We start from the raw sequence: 19,860 nt of genomic DNA, 5'->3' as shown, positions 1-19,860 counted from the left end.
CCCTGTTTTAAAATACATTTTCTTTACCACTTTCTGCTTGCCCAGTTTCTGCCCCGACTCCATCGGACAAGTACGAATTTTCTATTCCGTACGGAAGATGTAGCAGTTCCCATACTACTGCTACAAACAGACCTGCAAAAGGCTCCTGGGCATGCTTTGTGTAGAAGTGGTAAAATCAAATGCTGGTCCTGACTAGAGGTACTTTTTTGCTGGCTCTGGTTGAACTTTGTTTCTTATCTGTTGGTAACACGTTACGACTTACCTGATACAAGGTGGCCCCGAACCGAATTATTCGAATAAAAATGCCCCTCAGGAGGCCTTCCTTCTGCTGCTACTGCTGGCCAGTATTATAAAGTTGCTTTTCCCTGCAGGAAATCGCGGTACCAGTAGCCTGAGCTTTTGATGGTGCGCTGCAGTGTTTCGTAATCCACATGCACCAGCCCGAAACGTGGATCGTAGCCCTCGGCCCACTCAAAATTATCAACAAAAGACCAGACAAAGTAGCCTGCTACCTTTGCTCCCTCCTCTTTGGCTCGTAACACCTGCTGCAGGTACTGCTGCAGAAAGCTTACCCGCTGCGGATCGTGCACCTGCCCGTTTAGCAGTTGGTCCGGGAAGGCGGCTCCATTCTCGGTTACAATGAGTTTGGGTATGTTGGGGTAACGGCTGAACTGCTGCAGGATGTGGTAAATGCTCTCTGGGTAAACCTCCCAGTTCATGAGCGTGTAGGGCACGTTGCGCTTTCGGGGCGGCACCAGGCTAGCCTGCAGAAAGGGCGTCCAGAAAGAGTACTTCACTACTTCGCGCGTGTAATTCTGCACGCCAATAAAATCAAAATCAAAGGCAAGCATCTCCTCATCGCCCGGCTGCATGTACTTCTCTATCCGACGCATAAATTTAAGGTCATCCAAAGGATAGCCCAAACCCAGCGCAGGCTCCAGGAACAGCCGGTTGAGCAGGGCATCTACGCGCCGGGCTGCGCGCACATCTTTTTCATGCGGCCGGAAAGGCTCTATGTAGGAGCAGGAGAAGGTGGTGCCAATGGTCGTCTCTGGTTGCAGGCTCCGGATGGTGCGGCCACCGATGGCCTGGCAGAGGGCCGCATGGTGCACGGCTGGCACAAAAGACCCGAAGCCACGCCGACCCGGTGCGTGTACACCCAGAAAATAGCCAGCGCCGGTAAACACCATCGGCTCGTTCAGCACCATCCAATGCTTTACCCGGTCACCGAACTGACTGACGCAAAGGGCAGCGTACTCCTGGAACCACTCCAGCACCAAACGGTTGGTCCAGCCCCCCTGCATCTCCAGGGCGTGCGGCAGGTCCCAGTGGTACAAGGTTACCCAGGGCGTTATGCCCAGTTCTAAGCAATGGTCGATCAGGCGGTTGTAATAATCCAGCCCAGCCTTATTCAGCCGGCCGTAGCCGTCGGGAAGGAGGCGCGACCAGGACAGGGAGAACCGGAAGTTGGGGATGTGCATGATTTGCATCAGCTGCAGGTCGTCGGGGTAGCGGTTAAAAAAATCGCAGGCCAGGTTGCCGTTATGGTTCAGCTTCACTTTCCCTTTGGTGCCCGAGAAAACATCCCAGATCGAGGCACCTTTTCCCTCCGCCTCGTGTGCCCCCTCTATCTGGTAGGCTGCCGTAGAAACTCCCCAATTGAAGTCTTCGCCAAATGCGTTCTTATTCAATGACTATATGTTAAAAAGAATTATTGATGATTATTTTGTCTGGTTCTTACGTGTTTTCCCGGACAATGCGCTGTACCAGTGCCTCCGTCTCATCGGGGTAATCTACTGCTACAGGCTGCCCTGCTGACACCCACTCATACATGGCCGGCAGGTGTTTTTTCTTGATATTCTTCAAAGTTGGCACTCCCATATGCTGCAGCACCGCTGCATTGCACACCTGCTCAAACTGGTTTTTCATAGGCACTACCAACAGCTTCTTTTTCAGAAACAGCACCTCCGATGGCGTACCGAACCCGGCGGCACAAAGCACACCCGTTGCTGATGCCATGCTGGCAAGAAAAGCCTCCTGCTGCACCGGCCGCACCCATACGTTTCCTAACCTGAAAGGCTGCTGATTATGCTTCGAAAAAACCTGCCACTCCACCTGCTTCAGCTGCGAGAGCCTGTTTACGATCTTGAGGTCATCGTGGGCAGGCAGGTACACGGTGTAGTGCCCCTGGTCAGACACCGCCAATTCTCTGATCTGTTTCCGGATAATGGGAGTATAAATGGTATGGTGGAAGCGGGCAAAATGAAAGCCGTACTGAGCCGCTGTAGGAGCATAATTGCGTAGTATAAGCTTCCCCACCAGGTCGGTTTCCTGAGGCTTTGGCACATGCGGGTTCAGGACTGCCACTTGGTTGCTTAATCCGACACAGTGCTTTTTTGCCAGCGTGCAGGCCCAGGCAGAGACCGGCTCAAAATCAGAAATCACCAGGTCGTATTCGCTTACGGGCAGCTGCCTTACCTCTTTATAAAAGCTTCTGGAATTAAGTTGAGAGAAAGTTCTGTACAAATCCACCCCGCCGCTTTTCCCGAAAATAAAGCTCACGCCACGGAGCCGAAACCGGATGGGGTAAGGCAGCGCCAGATCAACCTGGCAGCCACTTACCAGCAGGTCTACTTCCCCCAGCTTTTGCAGGGCAGGAATAATATCAAGCGCCCGCGTCAGATGCCCGTTGCCGGTACCCTGAATAGCGTATAATATCTTCAACATCTTGTAATGGATTGTTCCGAATTAATTTTCAAGCTGATTTCAGGTTAAACTCCACCATCAGGCGCTCAAAAAGTTGCGTGTTTGTTTCGTCAGGTTGATCGGCAGTATCGTCTTCCAGTGTTTGCAGGTCCAGGTCCTCGTGGTACCTGTAAAGCTTCCACTCCCCTGCCTGGTACTCCAACGCCGTCAGGTTCTCTATCCAGTCGCCGGAGTTTAGGTAAATCACGCTGCCTTTGGTGTTGGTGATGTTCTTGATTTCAGGATGATGGATGTGGCCGCATACCACGTAGTCGAAGGCGTTGGAAATAGCAATGTCGGAGGCTGTTTTTTCGAAGTTGTTGATGAACTTAACGGCGCTCTTTACCTTGTTTTTGATGTTGCGGGAAAGATAAACTTTTTCGCGGTTAAGCTTCAGGCAGCAAAAATTAACTACCCGGTTGAGCAGGATCAGCAGGTCGTAGCCTTCGGCCCCCAGCTTGGCGAGCCATTTGGAATGCTGCATGGTCACGTCGAACACATCGCCATGAAAGATCCAGGCCGATTTGCCATCGAGGTTCAGCACCAGCTTGTTCACGATCTGGAAGGAGTTCATCTTAAAACCGACAAATTTGCGCAGCATTTCATCGTGGTTGCCGGTAACGTAATAGATCCTGGTGCCTTTGGTCATGAGGCTCAGCAGGTGCTTTACCACTTTCATATGGGCTACGGGCCAGTAGCTCTTGCTAAACTGCCAGATATCAATAATGTCTCCGTTTAGCACCAGCGTCTTTGGTTTAACGCTCTTCAGGTAACGCAGCAGTTCGGTGGCATGGCAGCCATAGGTACCCAAGTGCACGTCCGATATCACCACCAGCTCTACATTCCGTTTTTTAGCCATTCTTCTATCAGATTAACCTGACACCCTGTTGAACTTAAAAGGAGAATTGAAGGAGTGCAGGCGGTACAGGAACATGTTCAGCAATCTGCCTGACACCAGCTGGGCGATCTTCTGTAGCTTTTTCATATGCTTTGTTTTTTCTTGAACAATTTCATTCCAACCAACAATGCACGAAATTACAAACTGGGTATTACACCAATATTTCCTCCTGGTTATGAAATAGTTACCACACCTCTTCCCAGATATATTTGCCTCATCTATGGCTGAGGCTACAAAAGGTATTTGAGTACATAACCTGTTTTGGGGCAATGCTATAGTAATACTTCAATAAAGAAGGTCCCAACTGTCTTAGCTGCTGCTCTATCCGGTGTCCTTATGATGTTTTGTTGTATGGCTGGGGGCTGAGCGCGCACGGCTGGGGAAGGAAACTCAAGCCAGGGACTGGGATTTTTCGGATTGCCCGCTCAGGTCATTCATTTTCAACTCTTCTCATCTTCAAATTTTCAAATTGAAAAATCAGCAAAGCAGCACATTAATCCCTTAGCGCATCACTCCAAATTATTCTAATGAAAATGCCCCTACAGAGGGTTCTACTGCTGCTGCTTTTCCCTTCACTAGTAACACTTCGTCGCAATTAATTTGCAGGCTGATGACTATACGCCTGTCAGCTTCCCTGATTGTTGCTTCTCCTGACCAAACCACCAACATGATTTACAAAACCGTAACCTTATCCTTACCGCCAGTTTATAGTAAGGTGCCTCCTTTGCAGTATGGAAAAGCTCATATTTGGTTATTGCATCCTCTTGCTGCTGATTATATTTCTAATCCTCGGTCTGCTGCTCTGGGATGCGGAGAAGACAGCCGGAAAATCTGGAGGTGTTAAGGAGAACCTGTTGCTTGGTAGTGCCTGCCTGATGGGGTTTATTATTTTTCATATGAACTGTTTGCTGCTACTCTGGTCGGCAGATATTTTAGAGAACACCATCGCTGTTATAAGGATTGTCTTGCTCTTCTGCTTATGCGCGGTACCGGCTGTATACCTGCTGAAGAATCTTTTCTACTCCGAAGGCGGAAAAGACAAAGCCGAATGGGACGTTTTTGTTTCAGGCAAATAAACAAATTTCTGGAAGTACCAGGCTCCGACTCGGCAACCAGTTTTCCTTTCCCTGCTCGTTGCCCTCCGTTTTAGTAATTCCCACCAAAGCCGGGTACCCGCCATAAAATATTTAAACCAGCTAACTCCAAGTCCTTCAACTCATTCCGCCCAACAAACCAATACCTCCCCTTTTCGTTTTAAACTAAATGCCTAGCTTTGCAGAATATCGTTGCAAAACTAACGTATATTAGTTTAATTGCACCTGCAGGTGCGCTAATCATTTATTATGGAATTGAAAAACACCAAAGACAAGATCAGCTACATTATCGGCCGCGACATGGCAACCAACCTCACCAAGCAAGGCATAGAGATTGAAGCCGAGGCATTTGTGGCAGGCCTGAAAGAAGTGCTGGCAGGAAAACCATCTTCCCTCTCCCAAACAGAAGTGCAGCAGGCCATGATGGCGCTGCAACAGGAAATGAGCCAGAAGCAAGGTGCCCAGGGCGGCGAGAATAAAAAGGCCGGCGAGGCTTTCCTGGCAGAGAACAAAAACAAGGAAGGTGTTAAAACGCTCCCGAGCGGACTGCAGTACCAGGTGCTGAAAGAAGGCACTGGCAAATCGCCTTCCTCCTCTGACAAGGTAACCACCCACTACCATGGCACCCTGATAGACGGTACTGTTTTCGACTCGTCTTATGAGCGCGGCCAACCGGCCACTTTCCCGGTAAACGGCGTAATTGCCGGCTGGACAGAGGCGCTGCAGCTGATGAAGGAAGGAGCCAAATGGAGACTTTTCGTGCCTTCGGAACTGGCATACGGCGCCCAGGGTGCCGGCGACGTTATCGGAGCCAATACAACACTGGTTTTTGATGTAGAACTTTTGTCGGTAAATTAAGGTCCGATAGAACCACTTAAAAAAAGGAGGCGTTTGTAGCGTCTCCTTTTATTTATTAAAGCGGCTGTGAGGCAAACTCTGCCTCCTCTACTGCCAGAAAGCAAACTCAAAGTTAAAGCCAGGGCAACAGCAGCAGAATGCTCTAGAGGGCTGTTTTCATTAGAGTAATTTGGTGCGATGTGCTAAGGGATTAATGTGCTGATGGGCTAATTTTTCAATTTGGAAATTTGAAGATGAGAAGAGTTGAAAATGAATGGCCTCAGTGGGCTACCTGAAGAATCCCAATCCCTGGCTTGAGTTTCCTTCCCCAGCCGTGCGCGCTTAGGGCCTCAGCCATGCAACAAAACATCATAAGGGCACCGGATAGAACAGCAGCTATGAGCGATGGAACCACTAAATATATGCATTCCCAATAATATGGCATACACTCAAAAAATCAGCCTGCATTCGCCGGCTTTTGCCCTGATTCTGTGCCAGCGTACGTGCACCTAAAATCAAACAAATACACAGCGCTACCGTTCTAAATTATATAATAACTAAAACCTACATTTATGGGAAACAATCATAACGAAGGAAAAAGATTCTTAGACAGTGTACACCAGTTTTTTGACTCCGCTGCCAGCTACTCAAAATTAGATCCCGGCATTTTAGCCCAGATAAAAGCCTGCAACAGCGTGTACAAAGTTTCGTTTCCGGTTGAGATTGATGGAAAAGTAGAAGTGGTGGAAGGCATCCGGGTGCAGCACAGCCATCATAAACTGCCCTCCAAAGGCGGCATCCGCTACAGCATTCAGGTAGATGAAGATGAAGTGAAGGCACTGGCCACCCTCATGACTTTTAAATGCGCTGTGGTAGACGTGCCCTTCGGAGGCGCCAAAGGCGGCGTTAAAATAAACCCCCGCACCAGCTCTGTCAAGACGCTCGAAAAAGTGACCCGCCGCTTCGCTACCGAGCTGATCAAGAAAAACCTGATTGGACCGGGTATTGACGTGCCGGCTCCAGACTACGGCACGGGCAGCCGCGAAATGGCCTGGATCGCAGACACCTACCAAACCTTTAAGTACGGCGACGCAAACGCCCTGGGCTGTGTTACAGGTAAGCCCGTGGGGCAGGGCGGTATCAGGGGCCGCTCCGAGGCAACTGGCCTTGGGGTATACTTCGGTATCCGCGAAGCGCTGCTCGACAAAGAATTGCTGAAAGGCAAGGGGCTCGGCAGCTCCGGCCTGGAAGGCAAGCGCATTATTGTGCAGGGCTTAGGAAATGTGGGCTATCATGCGGCACTTTTCTGCCAGCAGGACGGGGCCATTATAACGGGCATCGCCGAAAGAGAAGGCGGCATTTTTGATCCCAACGGCATTGATGTAAAAGAAGCCTTTAAGCATAGAACCGAGTCGGGCTCCATCCTGAACTTTAAAAACGCCAAAAACTTTGAGAACTCTGCTGAGCTGCTCGAAGCTGACTGCGACATTCTGATACCGGCTGCCCTGGAAAACCAGTTACACAAAGACAATGCCCCCCATATCAAAGCCAAAATTGTGGCCGAAGGTGCCAACGGTCCTGTAACCCGCAACGCCGAGGAAATTTTGCTGCAGCGCGGCGTTGTCATTATCCCGGACCTTTACCTGAATGCCGGCGGGGTAACCGTGTCGTATTTTGAATGGTTGAAGAACCTGTCGAATGTGCGGTTTGGCCGCATGGGCAAGAGAGCCGAGGAAGCCAGCCACCGCCGCCTGGTAAACGCCATCGAGTCTTCGTCCGGCAAAAGCCTGTCGCCACAGGAGAGGGCGCTCCTGATTCAGGGTGCCGATGAGATCAGCCTGGTGCGCTCCGGGCTGGAAGACACCATGATCAATGCCTACCACGAAATCAGGGACGTGATGGACCAGCAAAAGATACAGAGCCTGCGCACGGCCGCTTTCCTGACAGCCATCGAGAAAATTGGTGTAAGCTACGAGGCGCTGGGCATATTCCCCTGACCTTTTAAGATCTTGCCAGCAGAAGGCCAGCTTAAGACAAGATCTTATCCTGGCCTTTTTTTATGGCCTGCAGCCACAGTTGCGCCTCCTGCAACCGGGTAAAATAATTGAAGTGAATAAAATTCGGCTGCGAATCAGACCTGTATAGCTGGTAATTGTTTACGATGGCATTAAAATGGTCTTCAGTGAATACCACGGCGACATAAATATCCTCCTGCAGCAAGCTGTAAACCCGACTGTTAAAGTCAAATAACAGCCAGGCCTCATGCTCCGGGCCAAAGGCACCACTGCGGGTCTGGTCTGCACAAAAAAGCCGGACCTCCTTATGTTCCGCCACAAAATCAAAGGCAAGATTATACACTTTTTTGAAAGATTGGATATCGGGCGTTGAGATCCATGAAATAAACAGCGCTTCTATTTCTGACCAATACTCAATATTGGCAACCGGAGTAGAGCTTATAACCATAATTACTTATGAGCCAGGTAAAACAATGGTTTAAATTAAGATTAATAACCATATTGTGCAAATTTATTTCCACTAATAATACGCCAAGGTACGAACCTGACTTTGGCGGGTGCGGCTGCAGCCAGAGAAGAAAGGACAGTGTTCCATGTCCCGGCATTGTTTAGATAAGGCGCAGCTTTTGAGTGGGTTTTTATTCTATTTACAGGATATGTTGCGGGCAAAAAGACAAAGGCCATAACCAGAGAACAAGCAGCTGCTATAGAAACGCAAGACGGGCAGCCTACCCGATCCTTTCGGGCGGAGGCAAGACAACGATCAGGCATTAAAACAGAAGGGAGCGGCTTCTAACGGTTTGATTTGGCTCCATAGATTATTCCAATGAAAATACCCCTCCGGAGCCTCCTGCTACTCCTGCTGCTGCTCTCAACAAGTATTGGAGAGGGATGCCGCTATGCAGCATCAGATCGAACAGGCAATTGGCTGATGTCTGGAGGCATGAATTATTCAAATAAAAATAGCCCTCCGGAGCACGATTGCAGGGATCAGATTTCAGCAGTTAACAAAAAACCGGTGCGCCACCTCCCTGAGAAAGAAGTTGCACACCGGCTGTTCAAAACAGGCTGCCTCAGCGAATGTTAAGCCATTTCTCAAAAATCTTTTGCTGCTTCTCGTCCGGTTCAGACACCTGTTCGAACTTGTAGCGCACGCTCTCATCCTGCAGCAGCAGCACCTCCAGCGTTTGTAACAGGCCGCTTCTGTTTATGAGCACCTCCACCCGTTCGCCCACTGAGCGGGTCACGAGCCAGGCGGCAAGCTCATCTACAGAAGCTACACGGATTCCGTTTAGGGCCAGCAGCTCATCCTGCACATTAAGCCCACCATGCCAGGCACTGCTTCCCCTGTTTATACTCCTGATAATCAGCTTTCCATCGGCAGGTGTGGCTGTGGCGCCCCAGTTTACCCGGGTGGTGCCTTCATTCAGGTTCACGAGCTGCAAACCAGCTGCCTCAAAGTAACTGTTGTAGTCCGGGGTTTTAGTCCCGTTTATGTAATCTCTGAAAAAGCCATCCAGCTTTTTGCCTGCCACCAGTTCCAGCGCCTCTTTCACCTCCTGCTCCGTAAATCCACGGTTTAGCTGCTTGTAGTACCGGTCGTACATAAACCGCATCACATCATCCAGACTCTTTTCGCCGTTGGTGGCTTTCATAATCTCCATGTTGAGCAGTTGCGCCAGCACATGGCCTTTGGTGTAATAAGACACCTCAGAATTCCGGGAATTCTCGTTGGGTCGGTAACTTTTGATCCAGGCATCAAAACTGGCCTCGCTTACCGATTGTATTATGTTGCCCGGCGTATTCTCTACGGCATGAATGCTGCCCGAGACCGTGTCGAGGAACTTTTGTGGCGTAATGATACCTGCCCGCAGGCTGATGACATGGCTGTAGTAACTCGTGAACCCCTCTGCCACCCACAGCAGCGAGGTGTAGTTTTCGCGGCTGTAGTCGAAGGGCCCCAACGGCTCCGGCCGGAGGCGCTTTACGTTCCAGAGGTGGAAATACTCATGCGCCACAAGGTTCATAAAACCGGCATAACCGCTCTCAGTTCCATAGCCGTTGCGGGTGGTCTGCAAGGTGGTCGAGTTCAGGTGCTCCAGGCCTCCTCCGCTCCGCTGCAGGTTATGCACAATAAAAACATAGCGCTTTACCGGCAGCTCCCCAAAAATACGCACAGCCGTCTCCGCCACTTTTTTCATGTCGGCCAGCAGCCGATCGGGTTCAAAATTGCCCGGGCCATACATGGCGACCTCGTGCGGCACGCCCGCCGCCATAAAGGTCAGCACTTCATGGTTGCCAATTTCCAGCGGAGAATCGGCCAGCACATCGTAGTCCGGAAACTCGTAGGTGAAGCGACCTGTGCTGTGGAGCCCCGTAGAAATGCGGTTCCAGCCATTATAAGGCTTTACCACCAGCTGCCCAGCCTGCTGCTGGTAACCCTCCGGATACATAAACACGCTGGTGCCGTTTACATAGCCATGCGAGGCATCCAGGTAGCTGGTGCGCACGGAGAGCTCATAGGCATATACCTTATAAGATACACGTATCTCGGCAGCCTTTTGGGAGTAAACGCGCCAGGTATTCTTGTCTGTTTTTTCTATTTTCAGCACCCTGCCGGCCTTGTCTGTCGCTTCAAAGCCTTCCACGTTTTTGGGGAACTCCCTGATCAGGTAAGACCCTGGTGCCCAAACAGGCATTTTATAATCAATATAAGGTTTTCTATTAGCGCCAGACAGCACCAGCTCCACCTCGAAATAGTGAGTATGGGGCGCTGGCATCGACAAAGTATATTGAAGCTGAGCGGCCAGAACAGCAGTCGCCTGGTAATGACATAGAAACACAAGGAGAAATAAAGCAAAAAGCAGTCGCTTAGGAGCAGGCATGGCAGGTGTGATAGGGTTGGTTTTTAAAAGGTTAAATCGCTCTCCCCATTATTAATTGGCCTTCTGTTTATGAAAAGGCAACAGGGCCGGGAAATAATTACTCTTGGAGCTAAAGCAGGCATTTTACGACAAAAAATCCGCTTTTACAAAACAGCTCAAACCTGGTATAAACCGATGTGGTTGAAAACAGGGCTCCTTTTTAGTTAAAATACCCGCGTTTTAATTTTACTACATTCGACTGATTATCAGCAAATTAAAAAAATTAAATTTTTGTTGAAAGGTGTAGAAATTCCGGGATTAAACCATTTCTGGTGCAATTTATGTTATACTAGCATACCGGTACCTTGGTCTGGCAGATACCACACCTGTTATCGTGTTAAATACCAGAAGGCATCAGCCTGTACGTTCCACTAAACCCTGACACCTATGAAAAAGATACTGCTTATTTTTATATCGCCTGTCCTGCTCCTAGTTTTATTTCTGGCTGTAGGAGAGCCCCGCCCCGCAAATGCTGCCAAAGGCAATGCAAATGTAGCCACTACTGATTATAAAGAAGTTACGTCTATACCAGCTTCAGCAGAAGCCGCACCCTTACCAGAAGCCCCTGTAGCTTTAAAAGCTGAAAAGTCGACAACTGATAAGCCAGCAATAAAGGCAGCAGAAGGCGAAATACAGGAACTGATCGATTATGCCCTCAGCCTCATCGGGACTCCTTATGAGTATGCCGGCATTTCCGAAAGCGGTTTCGACTGCTCCGGCTTCACAAGCTATGTGTACGACCAGTCAGGTGTCGGGGTGGGCCGATCCTCTTCCCTCCAGGCCGAAGATGGCTACCAGGTACCGAAAGAAGAAGTGCGCGCCGGTGACCTGCTTATTTTTACCGGAACAGACAAGAACGACCGCACTCCCGGCCATGTGGGCATCGTCATCTCCTCCCCCGGCGACACCATCTCCTTTGTGCATTCTTCTTCCAACGGCGGTGTTAAGATCAGCCAGGTAGAAGGGACCGGGTACGACGAGCGCTTTTTGCAGGCCAGACGTGTTATGGAGCAGTAGCCTGCGCTATTCGCCATAATCTGAAACTATTCCTTTTTTTCACGTACAGTAAACCATGGCTGTATTCTAATGTAGCTGAAGCGAAAGCTGACAGGAGAATACTGGCAGGCAATGTTCCGTAAACCATATTCCGGGGCAGTTGCTCTGTAGTAGAGATTTTTGGAATCCGGTAAGGATTTATCTGCAATATCTAAAACATACCACCATGGTACACCCTTATGTCGTCAACACCATTAATGCGTTTGTGCTGCTCATTGCTGGACTCACGGCTTATTTCGTGACCAGTGTACCAGCCCCTGTGGCCCTTGTGGCACCTGCTCTTGGCATAGCGCTTTTAGCCTGTACCCGGCACCTGCGCAAGCACAACCAGTTTGTAGGGAACACGGTTACGGCCACGACGCTGGTTGCCGGTTTCATATTTGTCTTGCTAATCGACTTCGAGCACAGTGCCTGGCGGATAGATGACCTCCTGTACCTGCTGATGGGCATCAGTTGCTTTGTGGCGGCAGCTTTCTATACCGGCACGTTCCTGAGGGAGCGCCGCAAAAAAGATAATACGATTTTTAAAGATGACCTCTAAAAGAAAAGCCTGACGTACCCTTGGGTACATCAGGCTTTATAAATCCTACTTAATCTTAACAAGCAGCTCTTTGGTTATACCATAGAACTATCCGAAGACTAAAGGCAAATTACTGCATAAGCAGTGAACACTGCTTACTAAGCCGACTCACCTTTTGAGTGAATACTATTACCTTGGCTTACTAAGACTTGTGTGGGATTAGACATAGCACCTCCTTTCTCTTTAGTCCGACATAAACTCTGAGCGATTTGCAATCAAAAATTTTTAAGCAACCGGATTCAAAGCCGTAGCACTCGCTACTTTCATTGTCTTAAAGGTATAATTTTACAGATAAGTTCACAACTGAATCAAAAGTTTTTTATAAATATTTTTACCATAAAATCCTCAGACTCTAGTATATTAAAAATAGCAATAGAACATTTTCTATAATTTACTCATAATCAACACGATAATCATTTAATCACGCGTTAAAAGCCATCGCGGCGCTGGCAGCACCTTTCCGACCGGTTAATGGCATTAAGAAAATAGAAAGAAACTTGTCTTGATCTTGTGCATGGCTTGCCTGCTTCGTTTCGAGCAGAATGTTTAGCCGGCCCTACAACCTTCCAGATACTTTCATATCTTCTTCTGCCTAGCTACCAGGATAATACACCAAGGTCTTAAAAATCTGATTTAGTGCCGCTTACTCATATTTTCCGGCACCATTATCGCATTAGTAACTGAAAGAAGAGAAATCATTGTTGATTTTTTCTTAAAATGCTTAAATTTAATCTGGAACCTAACTACATTTTGAAATATGAGAAGGAGTTTACTTGTGCTTGCTTTACTCTTGTTTGTTTCAGGCTACGCCTGGTCGCAGTCATTGTCGCCGGTGGGTGTCTGGACAAACGAGGAGGGGAAAGCCCGTTTTGAAATTTACAAGTGCGGCGATAAGCTCTGCGGGAAAATAGTTACACTGAAAGAACCCACCCGCAACGGAAAACCAAAGCTGGACGATAATAACCCAAACAAAAATCTTCGTAAGCGCCCCCTATTAGGGCTGGAGTTCCTGAAAGGTTTTGGATACGCAGGAAACAACAAATGGGACAACGGTACGATTTACGACCCGGAAAGCGGAAAAACCTATTCCTGCTTCATGAAAATGGAAAGCAAAGATAAAATGGAAGTAAAAGGATATATCGGGATTTCGTTGATAGGCAGATCCCAAAGCTGGACGAGGGTAAAATAAAGGCTCACCGGCACAAAAACCATAATAGGAAAAGGTTAGCAAAGCTGCTAACCTTTTCCATTTTCAACCCTTTACAATTTTATTAACTGATTTAAAATGAAAAGGTTATACCAATGAATACTTTTTTTTAAACCAACCAGAATAAATATCTGTACTTAAAAAACCTGCAGGATTTTATATTCCTTATCTCTGAAAACAAAGGTGTCGCCGGAAGTTTTCCCAGCCATGGCCTTGTAAATTGGAGACATACCGGAGATGGCAAAAAAGGAGTCACCTTCCATCTTAATTTCCCCCAGGCTCACCCCAATAAAGTAGTTCTGCAGCTCTGTAAGCACAACGGCCCCTAAAGAAATCTCATGGTTGACTTTAGTCGCGTTGATGCGCCGGAGCATACCCATGGTGGTAATCAGTTCATCGAGCTGGCGGGCATACATGTCGCGCTGAATCTGGCAGGCTTCTCTGAAAGACTCGAATCTGTCTTCCATTGCTCCCTGGTGTTCGTTGGCACTTTCCTGCGCATCGTCCATAGCCTCTTTTGCGGCCTGAATCTGCATATTTAGGATTTTGGAGCTCTCCTGGAGGAGCCTCTTCTTTAGTTCTAATTCTTGTGTAAGCATGTTTTCAGTCGTAAGGCAAATCTTTTAAATTATAATAAAGTGGAACCTCAGAGCAAGATCCCACAGAAGTAAGCACATAACCTGGCATGGGTAAGTCTGGCCTGCAGATGGCATGCCGGAGCCTTCGGGACGCCATGCACCTCGGGCCTGTATCGTTAACTTACCCCGATCCGGTGATTAGAGGATGTATCTATGATTTTATTTTAAACGAGCGTTCAAAAGCGATTAAACGGAAATAACCTGCATTAGTTTTTTAAATGATCAGAATCTGACCTTCGTCTGCTAAATTTCTTGTACTCACTTATTTTATCTAAGGCAACAGAGAGCGATGGCAATGGAACTTGAGGTTCTAGGCTTCCTGCAGGTAAATTTATTCTTCTGCTGGTGCTGTTGTATAATTTTGTAGCTTTTAAATTCCACTATTTTAGGTTATATTGAGTCAAAATAGAACAATCAGCAGCACTGCCCTTAACGCTATGAAAAAGCAGCTACTTTTATTATTTTACTTCTTATTTACAGCTCTAAGTGCTTCTGCTACTCACATTGTCGGGGGCGAGTTTGAGCTGAGGCATTTAGCGGCTTATAACTACCGGCTTACCTTAAACCTTTATTTCGACGTGGTAAACGGCAACCCGGGTGCCCTGGATCCTATTATCACGGTGGGCATTTTCGAGAAGGCGTCTAACCGGCAGATGATGACCCGCCAGATGACAATTAAGACGCAGTCGCTGGTACCCTATACTAACATAGACTGCACTGTGGGAGAACTGGTAACCCGCAAAATCGTTTACCACGAAGATATAGTGCTGGACCCGAGCCTGTTCACTCACCCCCAGGGATATTACGTGGTTTGGGAGCGCTGCTGCCGCAACCAGACCATCAACAACATTATCGCGCCAGAGTCAGCTGCACAGGCTTTTTATATGGAGTTCCCTCCCGTGGTGCGCGACAGGCAGGTATTTAAAAATTCATCCCCCGTCCTGTTTCCGCCGCTGAGCGACTACGCCTGCAAAGATGAGCTGTTCTATTTCGATTTTGGAGGCACTGACCCGGATGGCGACTCGCTGGTTTACGATATGGCCACTCCTCTCAACGGATCAAGCAGCCAGTTCAATCCTATGCCCAACCCTTCCAGAGCTCCTTTCAGCACTATTATGTGGCAAAACGGCTATTCTACCTCCAATCAGATTCTGGGCTCACCGGCCATTAAAATCGACCCTCAAACGGGGCGGCTGATCGTACGGCCCAGCACCACCGGCTTATTTGTTTTCAGCGTGCGGTGCCAAGAGTTCCGGGATGGGAAGAAGATCGGCGAAATAAGACGCGACTTTCAGCTACTGGTTCTGAACTGCCAGCGAAATGAACCGCCCAAAATTCTGGCCACAGAAAGAGGCACCAAAAAATACTACAATAACGGCGAGGTACTACGGATAAGCCCTACCGGCGAACGCTGCATCGACATTTACTTTACCGACCCGGACCCCAAAGAGCCACTGGTTTTCTTTACCAGGCCCGTTAACTTTACCGACGATTCATTTACGGTGGAAGGCAATACCTCCGGCGTTGTAAATGCAGGAACAGGCGCAGACACTCTTACCGCCACCGTGTGCTTCCCGCTTTGTTATGATACAAAGGGCCAGGTGTATGAACTCGACTTTATTGTGCGCGATGATGGCTGCAGCTTACCAAAACTGGACACACTCCGGCTCCGGTTCCTGGTAGAACCCTTACCCGACGCCCCTCCCACACTAGCGCTATCAACACCCGACCGTGTTTTTGCGGTAGAGGAAGGAGATGTCATCTCCTTTCATGTTACTGGCGACGACCCCGACCGCGATGTGATTTCAATGGCGGCAGTAGGTGTGGGTTTCAATCTGAGTTCTCAAAAAGTTACCTTTAACCCCAGGCAAGGGGCAGGGCCGCTCACATCAGACTTTAACTGGATAATAGACTGCCAGGCCCTGCAAAAAGACACCTACCAGATCGAGTTTACCGTTACCTCCGAGTCGTGCGGCAGAATGGTAACCACAAAAGAACTCATTGAAGTCCGCACCCGCTACGCCAATGCCCCACCAGTAATGACCAGCGACAAACAGGCAATTTTATATGAACTGGAACTGAACGAACCTTACGAAGCCAACTTCCTGGGAGAAGATACAGACCTGCATGCCCTTACGCTGGAGGCGGTAGGAGACGGCTTTAACCTGGCGGATTACGGCATGACGTTTACAGCCCAGAATGGTACTGGCAACGCAGCGGCAAAGTTTAACATGACGGCCAACTGCGAGATATTTGAGAGGGGATCTGTTCGGGTTAATTTCAACCTGCGCGAGAATGCCTGTGTTGCCTCTCCTGTGCAAACCATTGCACTGGAATTTAAAGTGAAGGTGCCGGACCTGGAGGAGTTTCTGCCGGCCAATATTTTCACGCCGAATGGCGACGGGCTGAACGATTATTTTGGAATGCCTACCCTACCGGCCAATGTGTGCACCGGCAGTTTCCAGAACATTACCATTTTTAACAGGTGGGGCAAAGAGGTCTACAGCAGCACGGAGCAGGGCTTCCGCTGGGATGGCAAACACGTAAATGCGGGAGTGTATTATTACGTAATCGATTATCGCACCAACAAGTTTAAGGGTGCTGTTACGTTGGTGAAATAGATGCTTACATCAGGAAAAGGAAGACCAGGTAAAGTCCCAGCCAAAGAAAATCCATAAACTGCCAGTAAGAAGTGAGCATGCTGAGTTGGAGGCTGCGGTAAGGGTCGCGGATAAAAATAAGGCTTCTGATGCCGTCTGTAACAACATGTGCCGTTTTAAAGAACAGGTACGACAGAAAAATGACCCCCCCTGCCAGGTGCAGAATATGGAGCGCCGTGATCAGGTACAGATAAGTGCCTGAGGCCTTGCCGGTAAAATACACCCCAGAGGCAGACATTTCTCGCCAGCCTATAAACTGGGTCACGATAAAGGCAAGCCCCAGCCCCAGCGTCAGGCCCAGGTAGCGTGTCATTTTGCGAAGCTTGTCTTTTTTATAGAAGCGCGATACTTTGCTGATGGTGTAACTGCTGAAAAGCAACAGCAGGGTACTCACAGTAAACAGCTTGGGCATCTGGAAACTTGCCACACTGAATCCGCCGGTACGAATAAAGGCCACCACCAACACAAAGAACAAAATCCCGATGCCTATCATGCTCAAATACAGCAGCATCCGGATGGGATGCATTTTCTCGATTTTGCTGAAAGCCGACCGCTGCCCCGAGTGTACTTTATTTTTCTTATCCTGATCCATTGTAACGAAGAGGGAGATTACCTTTATTTATTAAGTCTCCAAAGGTGCCATTTACAAAATCCGTTTGCTACTTTATACCTATTCTGACTACCGTTAGTTGTACTATTGCGCATTAAATATAAAGTCTTCCAAAACAATACACCTGCGCCTAGGGCATACCGCTAAAAAATCAAAAAATATAACAAATTCTATATTTCTTGATTCAAAAGAATTTCAGAAAAACAGCCGGGACGTTCGTTTTTGCGTTAGCTCTATAATAACAAAACGGACAACGCACATGTTTAAATTTTCGGTTTTAGGGTTGCTGCTGCTCGCCGTTACCACCCTTTCGAACGCGCAGCGCCATGTAACTTATACAAACGACAACAGCATTTTTATCACTATAGAAGGCGACAGTAGCCTATACGAATACAGCACCAGCGAGATGCTGGTGCGCTACAACGAAAACACGCAGAAAATTGAGTGCATCATTCATGTAGCCTCCCTGCTGCCTCTCAACAACTATAGCCCGGCTGTGCTACCACAAGATATATTTTTTGCGGCAAATTACCCAGAATTACACATCCAGATTGAGGCGCCCGAAGAAAAAATAAACGCCGGGAACCTGTACACCGAAAGGCTCGACAGGGGTATCGGCATGTTCATCCAAAACATGCCTGTTAACATTACGGCGCCTGTTGTGTTTACGCCAGATAAGCGCTCCCTAAAACTTGCCACCACCTTTGAACTGATTTTGCCCGAGTACAGCATTGCGATACCAGCCAAATATACCTCCATGCTCACAGGCCGGGTTCGCTTTGCCATCCAGAATGCCCGCTCGGTGGAGTTTTTCCCGAGGTAAGGACCAAGCAGGCAGTAATGGAAGGGCAGCTGCCCTTAGCAAATTATTCTAACGAAAAAGCCCCCCGGGAGCAACCTTGGCTGCTGCCGCCGCTTAACGGTTGGCAAGGGCAACTACGCGGCGGCTTGCCGGCTTATTTTCTCCAGTAGTATCTCGGGCTCATCGGTTGTTATAAAATCAACACTTTCGGCCAGCAGGGCATCTATTTGCACAGGGTCGTTTCCGGTCCAGTAGTTTAAGGAAATTTTCAGTTGCCTGGCCTGCTCCACCCACTCCGGGTATTTTAAGAAAAGGCTGACATGGTAATCAAGTCCGTAGAACTTACCCTGGGCCAGATTTGCAGGGGGCACATCGCCTTTCAGGTAGGCTACCCTAGCGTAATGGTCCAGCACAAGTATCCTTTTCAGGATATCGTAATCAAAGCTGATAGAATCTACCCAACTACTTCCGCACCAGTTGCACTACCTTATCGGCTAGGACCAGCGACCGCTCTTTGCCGAGGCCCGACGGTTTTATTTCAAGGATCAGGCGGGTTTTGTTTTGCTTCATTCCTTCCTGCAGGTAAGCTTCCAGCGTTGGCAGAAACTCCCCATTTACCAGTTTTAGCTGCGCTAGTGCTCCTCCAATTTGATCTTTAGATAATTTTAATGTTTTAAAGCTACCAGCGAACCTAACGGCCATCATTTTGAATTTCTAACTTTTAATTTGGCGAAGCGCTAGTTCAGCAGCGGCAGTCTCTTCAATCGTTTTTCCCTGTATCACATGGTCATGAAACACAAACAAGACCGAGTCGGCAGACATATGCCCGTCGAATTCGCTTCCGGCGCAGCCTAGTTTAATGGCGTACTGTAAAGCCCCCACAGGATTTGCTGTAGCACTCGTTTGTTTCCAGGCTCCCCTGTGCGCCATTGCCGGGTTCTGGAGAAACTCATCTTTTACAACCCGGACCGTGTCTGTTGTGGCTCCTTTTCCAGATCCTGACACAAGTACCACATAGTGCCAGCTGGCCGTATCGTTTTCAGCAAAAGCTTTACGGGCAACTAGTTGGGGGTTCTTGTCGATAGAGAACAGGCGGGCGCTCACACCTGCCAGTTTAACTTTCGGTTTTTCATTATCTGCCACTGTTACCTTTCCAATTATTTTGTGGCCGGGAGTAAACGTATGATTAGAGAGCCTGACAGAACCTTGTGCCCGCAAACTTGGACAACCAAGCAAACAGGCACCTGCCAAGGCCAGGATACAGAATTTCAGGTGTTTCATCATGCAGCGTCGTTTTTTAGAAGCGAAAAAATTTCAGCATTTTACATCATACTTCCCAGTCAGCACCGGCACAGCAGCATTTGTGCCAGCACATCAGCAGCAGGAGCAGCGGCAGAAGCTCAGGAGGCTCGGGAGGGGCTTTTTGATTGAAATAATTTAGTTGAATGTGCTGATGGTTTAATGTGCTAATTATTCAATTTTAAAATTTTTCAAGTTGGAAATTAGCAGATGAGAAGATTTGGAAATGAATGACCTGAGCAGGCTATAACCCAAACCCCAGTCCCCGGCTTGAGGCGCCGGGGGAAGGGGCCCTCTATTCACAGGTTTTCGGTGCCGCAGGCTGCCCGCAGGGCAAGAAAGATGTGCAGCGCCGATGGCCAGAGACGAGGCCTCGCTTTTATAGGGCCCCTTCCCCAGCCGTGAGCGCTCAGCGCCTTAGCCATGCAACAAAATAGCGCAAGGGCACCGGGTCAGCCGCAGCTAAGCCAGTTAGAACCTACTCTAAAGAAATAT

18 protein-coding genes are annotated in these 19,860 nt (G+C 48.6%); 8 read left to right on the top strand and 10 right to left on the bottom strand.

Annotation, left to right across the window (positions count from 1 at the left end; all coding sequences use genetic code 11):
* Positions 1-347: 347 nt before the first annotated feature.
* From FJM74_RS21055 to FJM74_RS21045, 3 genes are read right to left on the bottom strand one after another with little or no spacing between them, the layout of a single operon-like run.
* A complete protein-coding gene (locus FJM74_RS21055) occupies positions 348-1,691 on the bottom strand; it encodes a GH1 family beta-glucosidase (RefSeq protein WP_187264623.1) in 1,344 nt (447 codons plus the stop codon).
* 46 nt (positions 1,692-1,737) lie between these two features.
* Positions 1,738-2,727: a glycosyltransferase family protein gene (locus FJM74_RS21050; RefSeq protein ID WP_206684078.1), complete on the bottom strand. Its 990-nt coding sequence runs from the start codon at positions 2,725-2,727 to the stop codon at positions 1,738-1,740.
* A 28-nt stretch (positions 2,728-2,755) separates the two neighbouring features.
* Positions 2,756-3,604 carry a UDP-2,3-diacylglucosamine diphosphatase gene (locus tag FJM74_RS21045; RefSeq protein WP_187264622.1) on the bottom strand — a complete coding sequence of 283 codons (849 nt, stop codon included), beginning with the start codon at positions 3,602-3,604 and terminating at the stop codon, positions 2,756-2,758.
* 770 nt (positions 3,605-4,374) lie between these two features.
* Here FJM74_RS21045 and FJM74_RS21040 point away from each other — a divergent pair.
* The 3 genes from FJM74_RS21040 to FJM74_RS21030 all read left to right on the top strand — a co-directional run bounded on the left by FJM74_RS21040 (position 4,375) and on the right by FJM74_RS21030 (position 7,571).
* Positions 4,375-4,719 carry a hypothetical protein gene (locus FJM74_RS21040; protein WP_187264621.1) on the top strand — a complete coding sequence of 115 codons (345 nt, stop codon included), beginning with the start codon at positions 4,375-4,377 and terminating at the stop codon, positions 4,717-4,719.
* A 267-nt stretch (positions 4,720-4,986) separates the two neighbouring features.
* The gene (locus tag FJM74_RS21035) at positions 4,987-5,595 is read left to right on the top strand and encodes an FKBP-type peptidyl-prolyl cis-trans isomerase N-terminal domain-containing protein (protein WP_187264620.1); all 609 of its coding nucleotides are present in this window, start codon (positions 4,987-4,989) and stop codon (positions 5,593-5,595) included.
* Between the two features lie 551 nt (positions 5,596-6,146).
* Entirely contained in the window at positions 6,147-7,571 is a 1,425-nt protein-coding gene (locus FJM74_RS21030) for a Glu/Leu/Phe/Val family dehydrogenase (protein WP_187264619.1), read from the top strand.
* Between the two features lie 31 nt (positions 7,572-7,602).
* On the opposite strand, the gene FJM74_RS21025 is transcribed toward FJM74_RS21030, so the two are convergent.
* On the bottom strand, positions 7,603-8,037 hold the full coding sequence (locus FJM74_RS21025) for a hypothetical protein (protein ID WP_187264618.1): 435 nt from the start codon (positions 8,035-8,037) through the stop codon (positions 7,603-7,605).
* A 625-nt stretch (positions 8,038-8,662) separates the two neighbouring features.
* Positions 8,663-10,474 (bottom strand): M61 family metallopeptidase, encoded by a 1,812-nt coding sequence (locus FJM74_RS21020; protein WP_187264617.1) that lies wholly within the window; start codon positions 10,472-10,474, stop codon positions 8,663-8,665.
* Positions 10,475-10,900: 426 nt separating this feature from the next.
* Here FJM74_RS21020 and FJM74_RS21015 point away from each other — a divergent pair, with 426 nt between their 5' ends.
* The 3 genes from FJM74_RS21015 (at position 10,901) to FJM74_RS21005 (ending at position 13,338) form a co-directional block, all read left to right on the top strand.
* On the top strand, positions 10,901-11,530 hold the full coding sequence (locus tag FJM74_RS21015) for a C40 family peptidase (protein ID WP_187264616.1): 630 nt from the start codon (positions 10,901-10,903) through the stop codon (positions 11,528-11,530).
* Positions 11,531-11,735: 205 nt separating this feature from the next.
* The gene (locus FJM74_RS21010; protein WP_187264615.1) at positions 11,736-12,110 is read left to right on the top strand and encodes a hypothetical protein; all 375 of its coding nucleotides are present in this window, start codon (positions 11,736-11,738) and stop codon (positions 12,108-12,110) included.
* A gap of 796 nt (positions 12,111-12,906) precedes the next feature.
* Positions 12,907-13,338, top strand: a complete 432-nt coding sequence (locus FJM74_RS21005; RefSeq protein ID WP_187264614.1) for a DUF2147 domain-containing protein — start codon at positions 12,907-12,909, stop codon at positions 13,336-13,338.
* Positions 13,339-13,493: 155 nt separating this feature from the next.
* On the opposite strand, the gene FJM74_RS21000 is transcribed toward FJM74_RS21005, so the two are convergent.
* Positions 13,494-13,892 (bottom strand): hypothetical protein, encoded by a 399-nt coding sequence (locus FJM74_RS21000; RefSeq protein WP_241739280.1) that lies wholly within the window; start codon positions 13,890-13,892, stop codon positions 13,494-13,496.
* A gap of 539 nt (positions 13,893-14,431) precedes the next feature.
* Here FJM74_RS21000 and FJM74_RS20995 point away from each other — a divergent pair.
* Entirely contained in the window at positions 14,432-16,615 is a 2,184-nt protein-coding gene (locus FJM74_RS20995; RefSeq protein ID WP_187264612.1) for a gliding motility-associated C-terminal domain-containing protein, read from the top strand.
* 4 nt (positions 16,616-16,619) lie between these two features.
* On the opposite strand, the gene FJM74_RS20990 is transcribed toward FJM74_RS20995, so the two are convergent.
* Positions 16,620-17,246, bottom strand: coding sequence for a cytochrome c oxidase subunit 3 (locus FJM74_RS20990; protein WP_187264611.1), 627 nt, complete (start codon positions 17,244-17,246; stop codon positions 16,620-16,622).
* 277 nt (positions 17,247-17,523) lie between these two features.
* On the opposite strand from FJM74_RS20990, the gene FJM74_RS20985 reads away from it, so the two are divergent.
* A complete protein-coding gene (locus tag FJM74_RS20985) occupies positions 17,524-18,087 on the top strand; it encodes a hypothetical protein (protein WP_187264610.1) in 564 nt (187 codons plus the stop codon).
* A 113-nt stretch (positions 18,088-18,200) separates the two neighbouring features.
* Here the strand turns inward: FJM74_RS20985 and FJM74_RS20980 are convergent, their stop codons facing one another.
* The 3 genes from FJM74_RS20980 to FJM74_RS22485 are packed head-to-tail and all read right to left on the bottom strand — an operon-like array spanning position 18,201 to position 19,350.
* Positions 18,201-18,479 carry a PI-PLC domain-containing protein gene (locus FJM74_RS20980; RefSeq protein WP_187264609.1) on the bottom strand — a complete coding sequence of 93 codons (279 nt, stop codon included), beginning with the start codon at positions 18,477-18,479 and terminating at the stop codon, positions 18,201-18,203.
* 49 nt (positions 18,480-18,528) lie between these two features.
* The gene (locus FJM74_RS20975) at positions 18,529-18,771 is read right to left on the bottom strand and encodes a hypothetical protein (protein WP_187264608.1); all 243 of its coding nucleotides are present in this window, start codon (positions 18,769-18,771) and stop codon (positions 18,529-18,531) included.
* A gap of 9 nt (positions 18,772-18,780) precedes the next feature.
* Positions 18,781-19,350 carry a glycerophosphodiester phosphodiesterase family protein gene (locus FJM74_RS22485; protein WP_241739279.1) on the bottom strand — a complete coding sequence of 190 codons (570 nt, stop codon included), beginning with the start codon at positions 19,348-19,350 and terminating at the stop codon, positions 18,781-18,783.
* Positions 19,351-19,860: the final 510 nt, after the last annotated feature.

Source organism: Pontibacter beigongshangensis, assembly GCF_014332515.1.
Classification (GTDB): domain Bacteria; phylum Bacteroidota; class Bacteroidia; order Cytophagales; family Hymenobacteraceae; genus Pontibacter; species Pontibacter beigongshangensis.
This window is presented reverse-complemented; position numbering and strand designations above follow the sequence as displayed.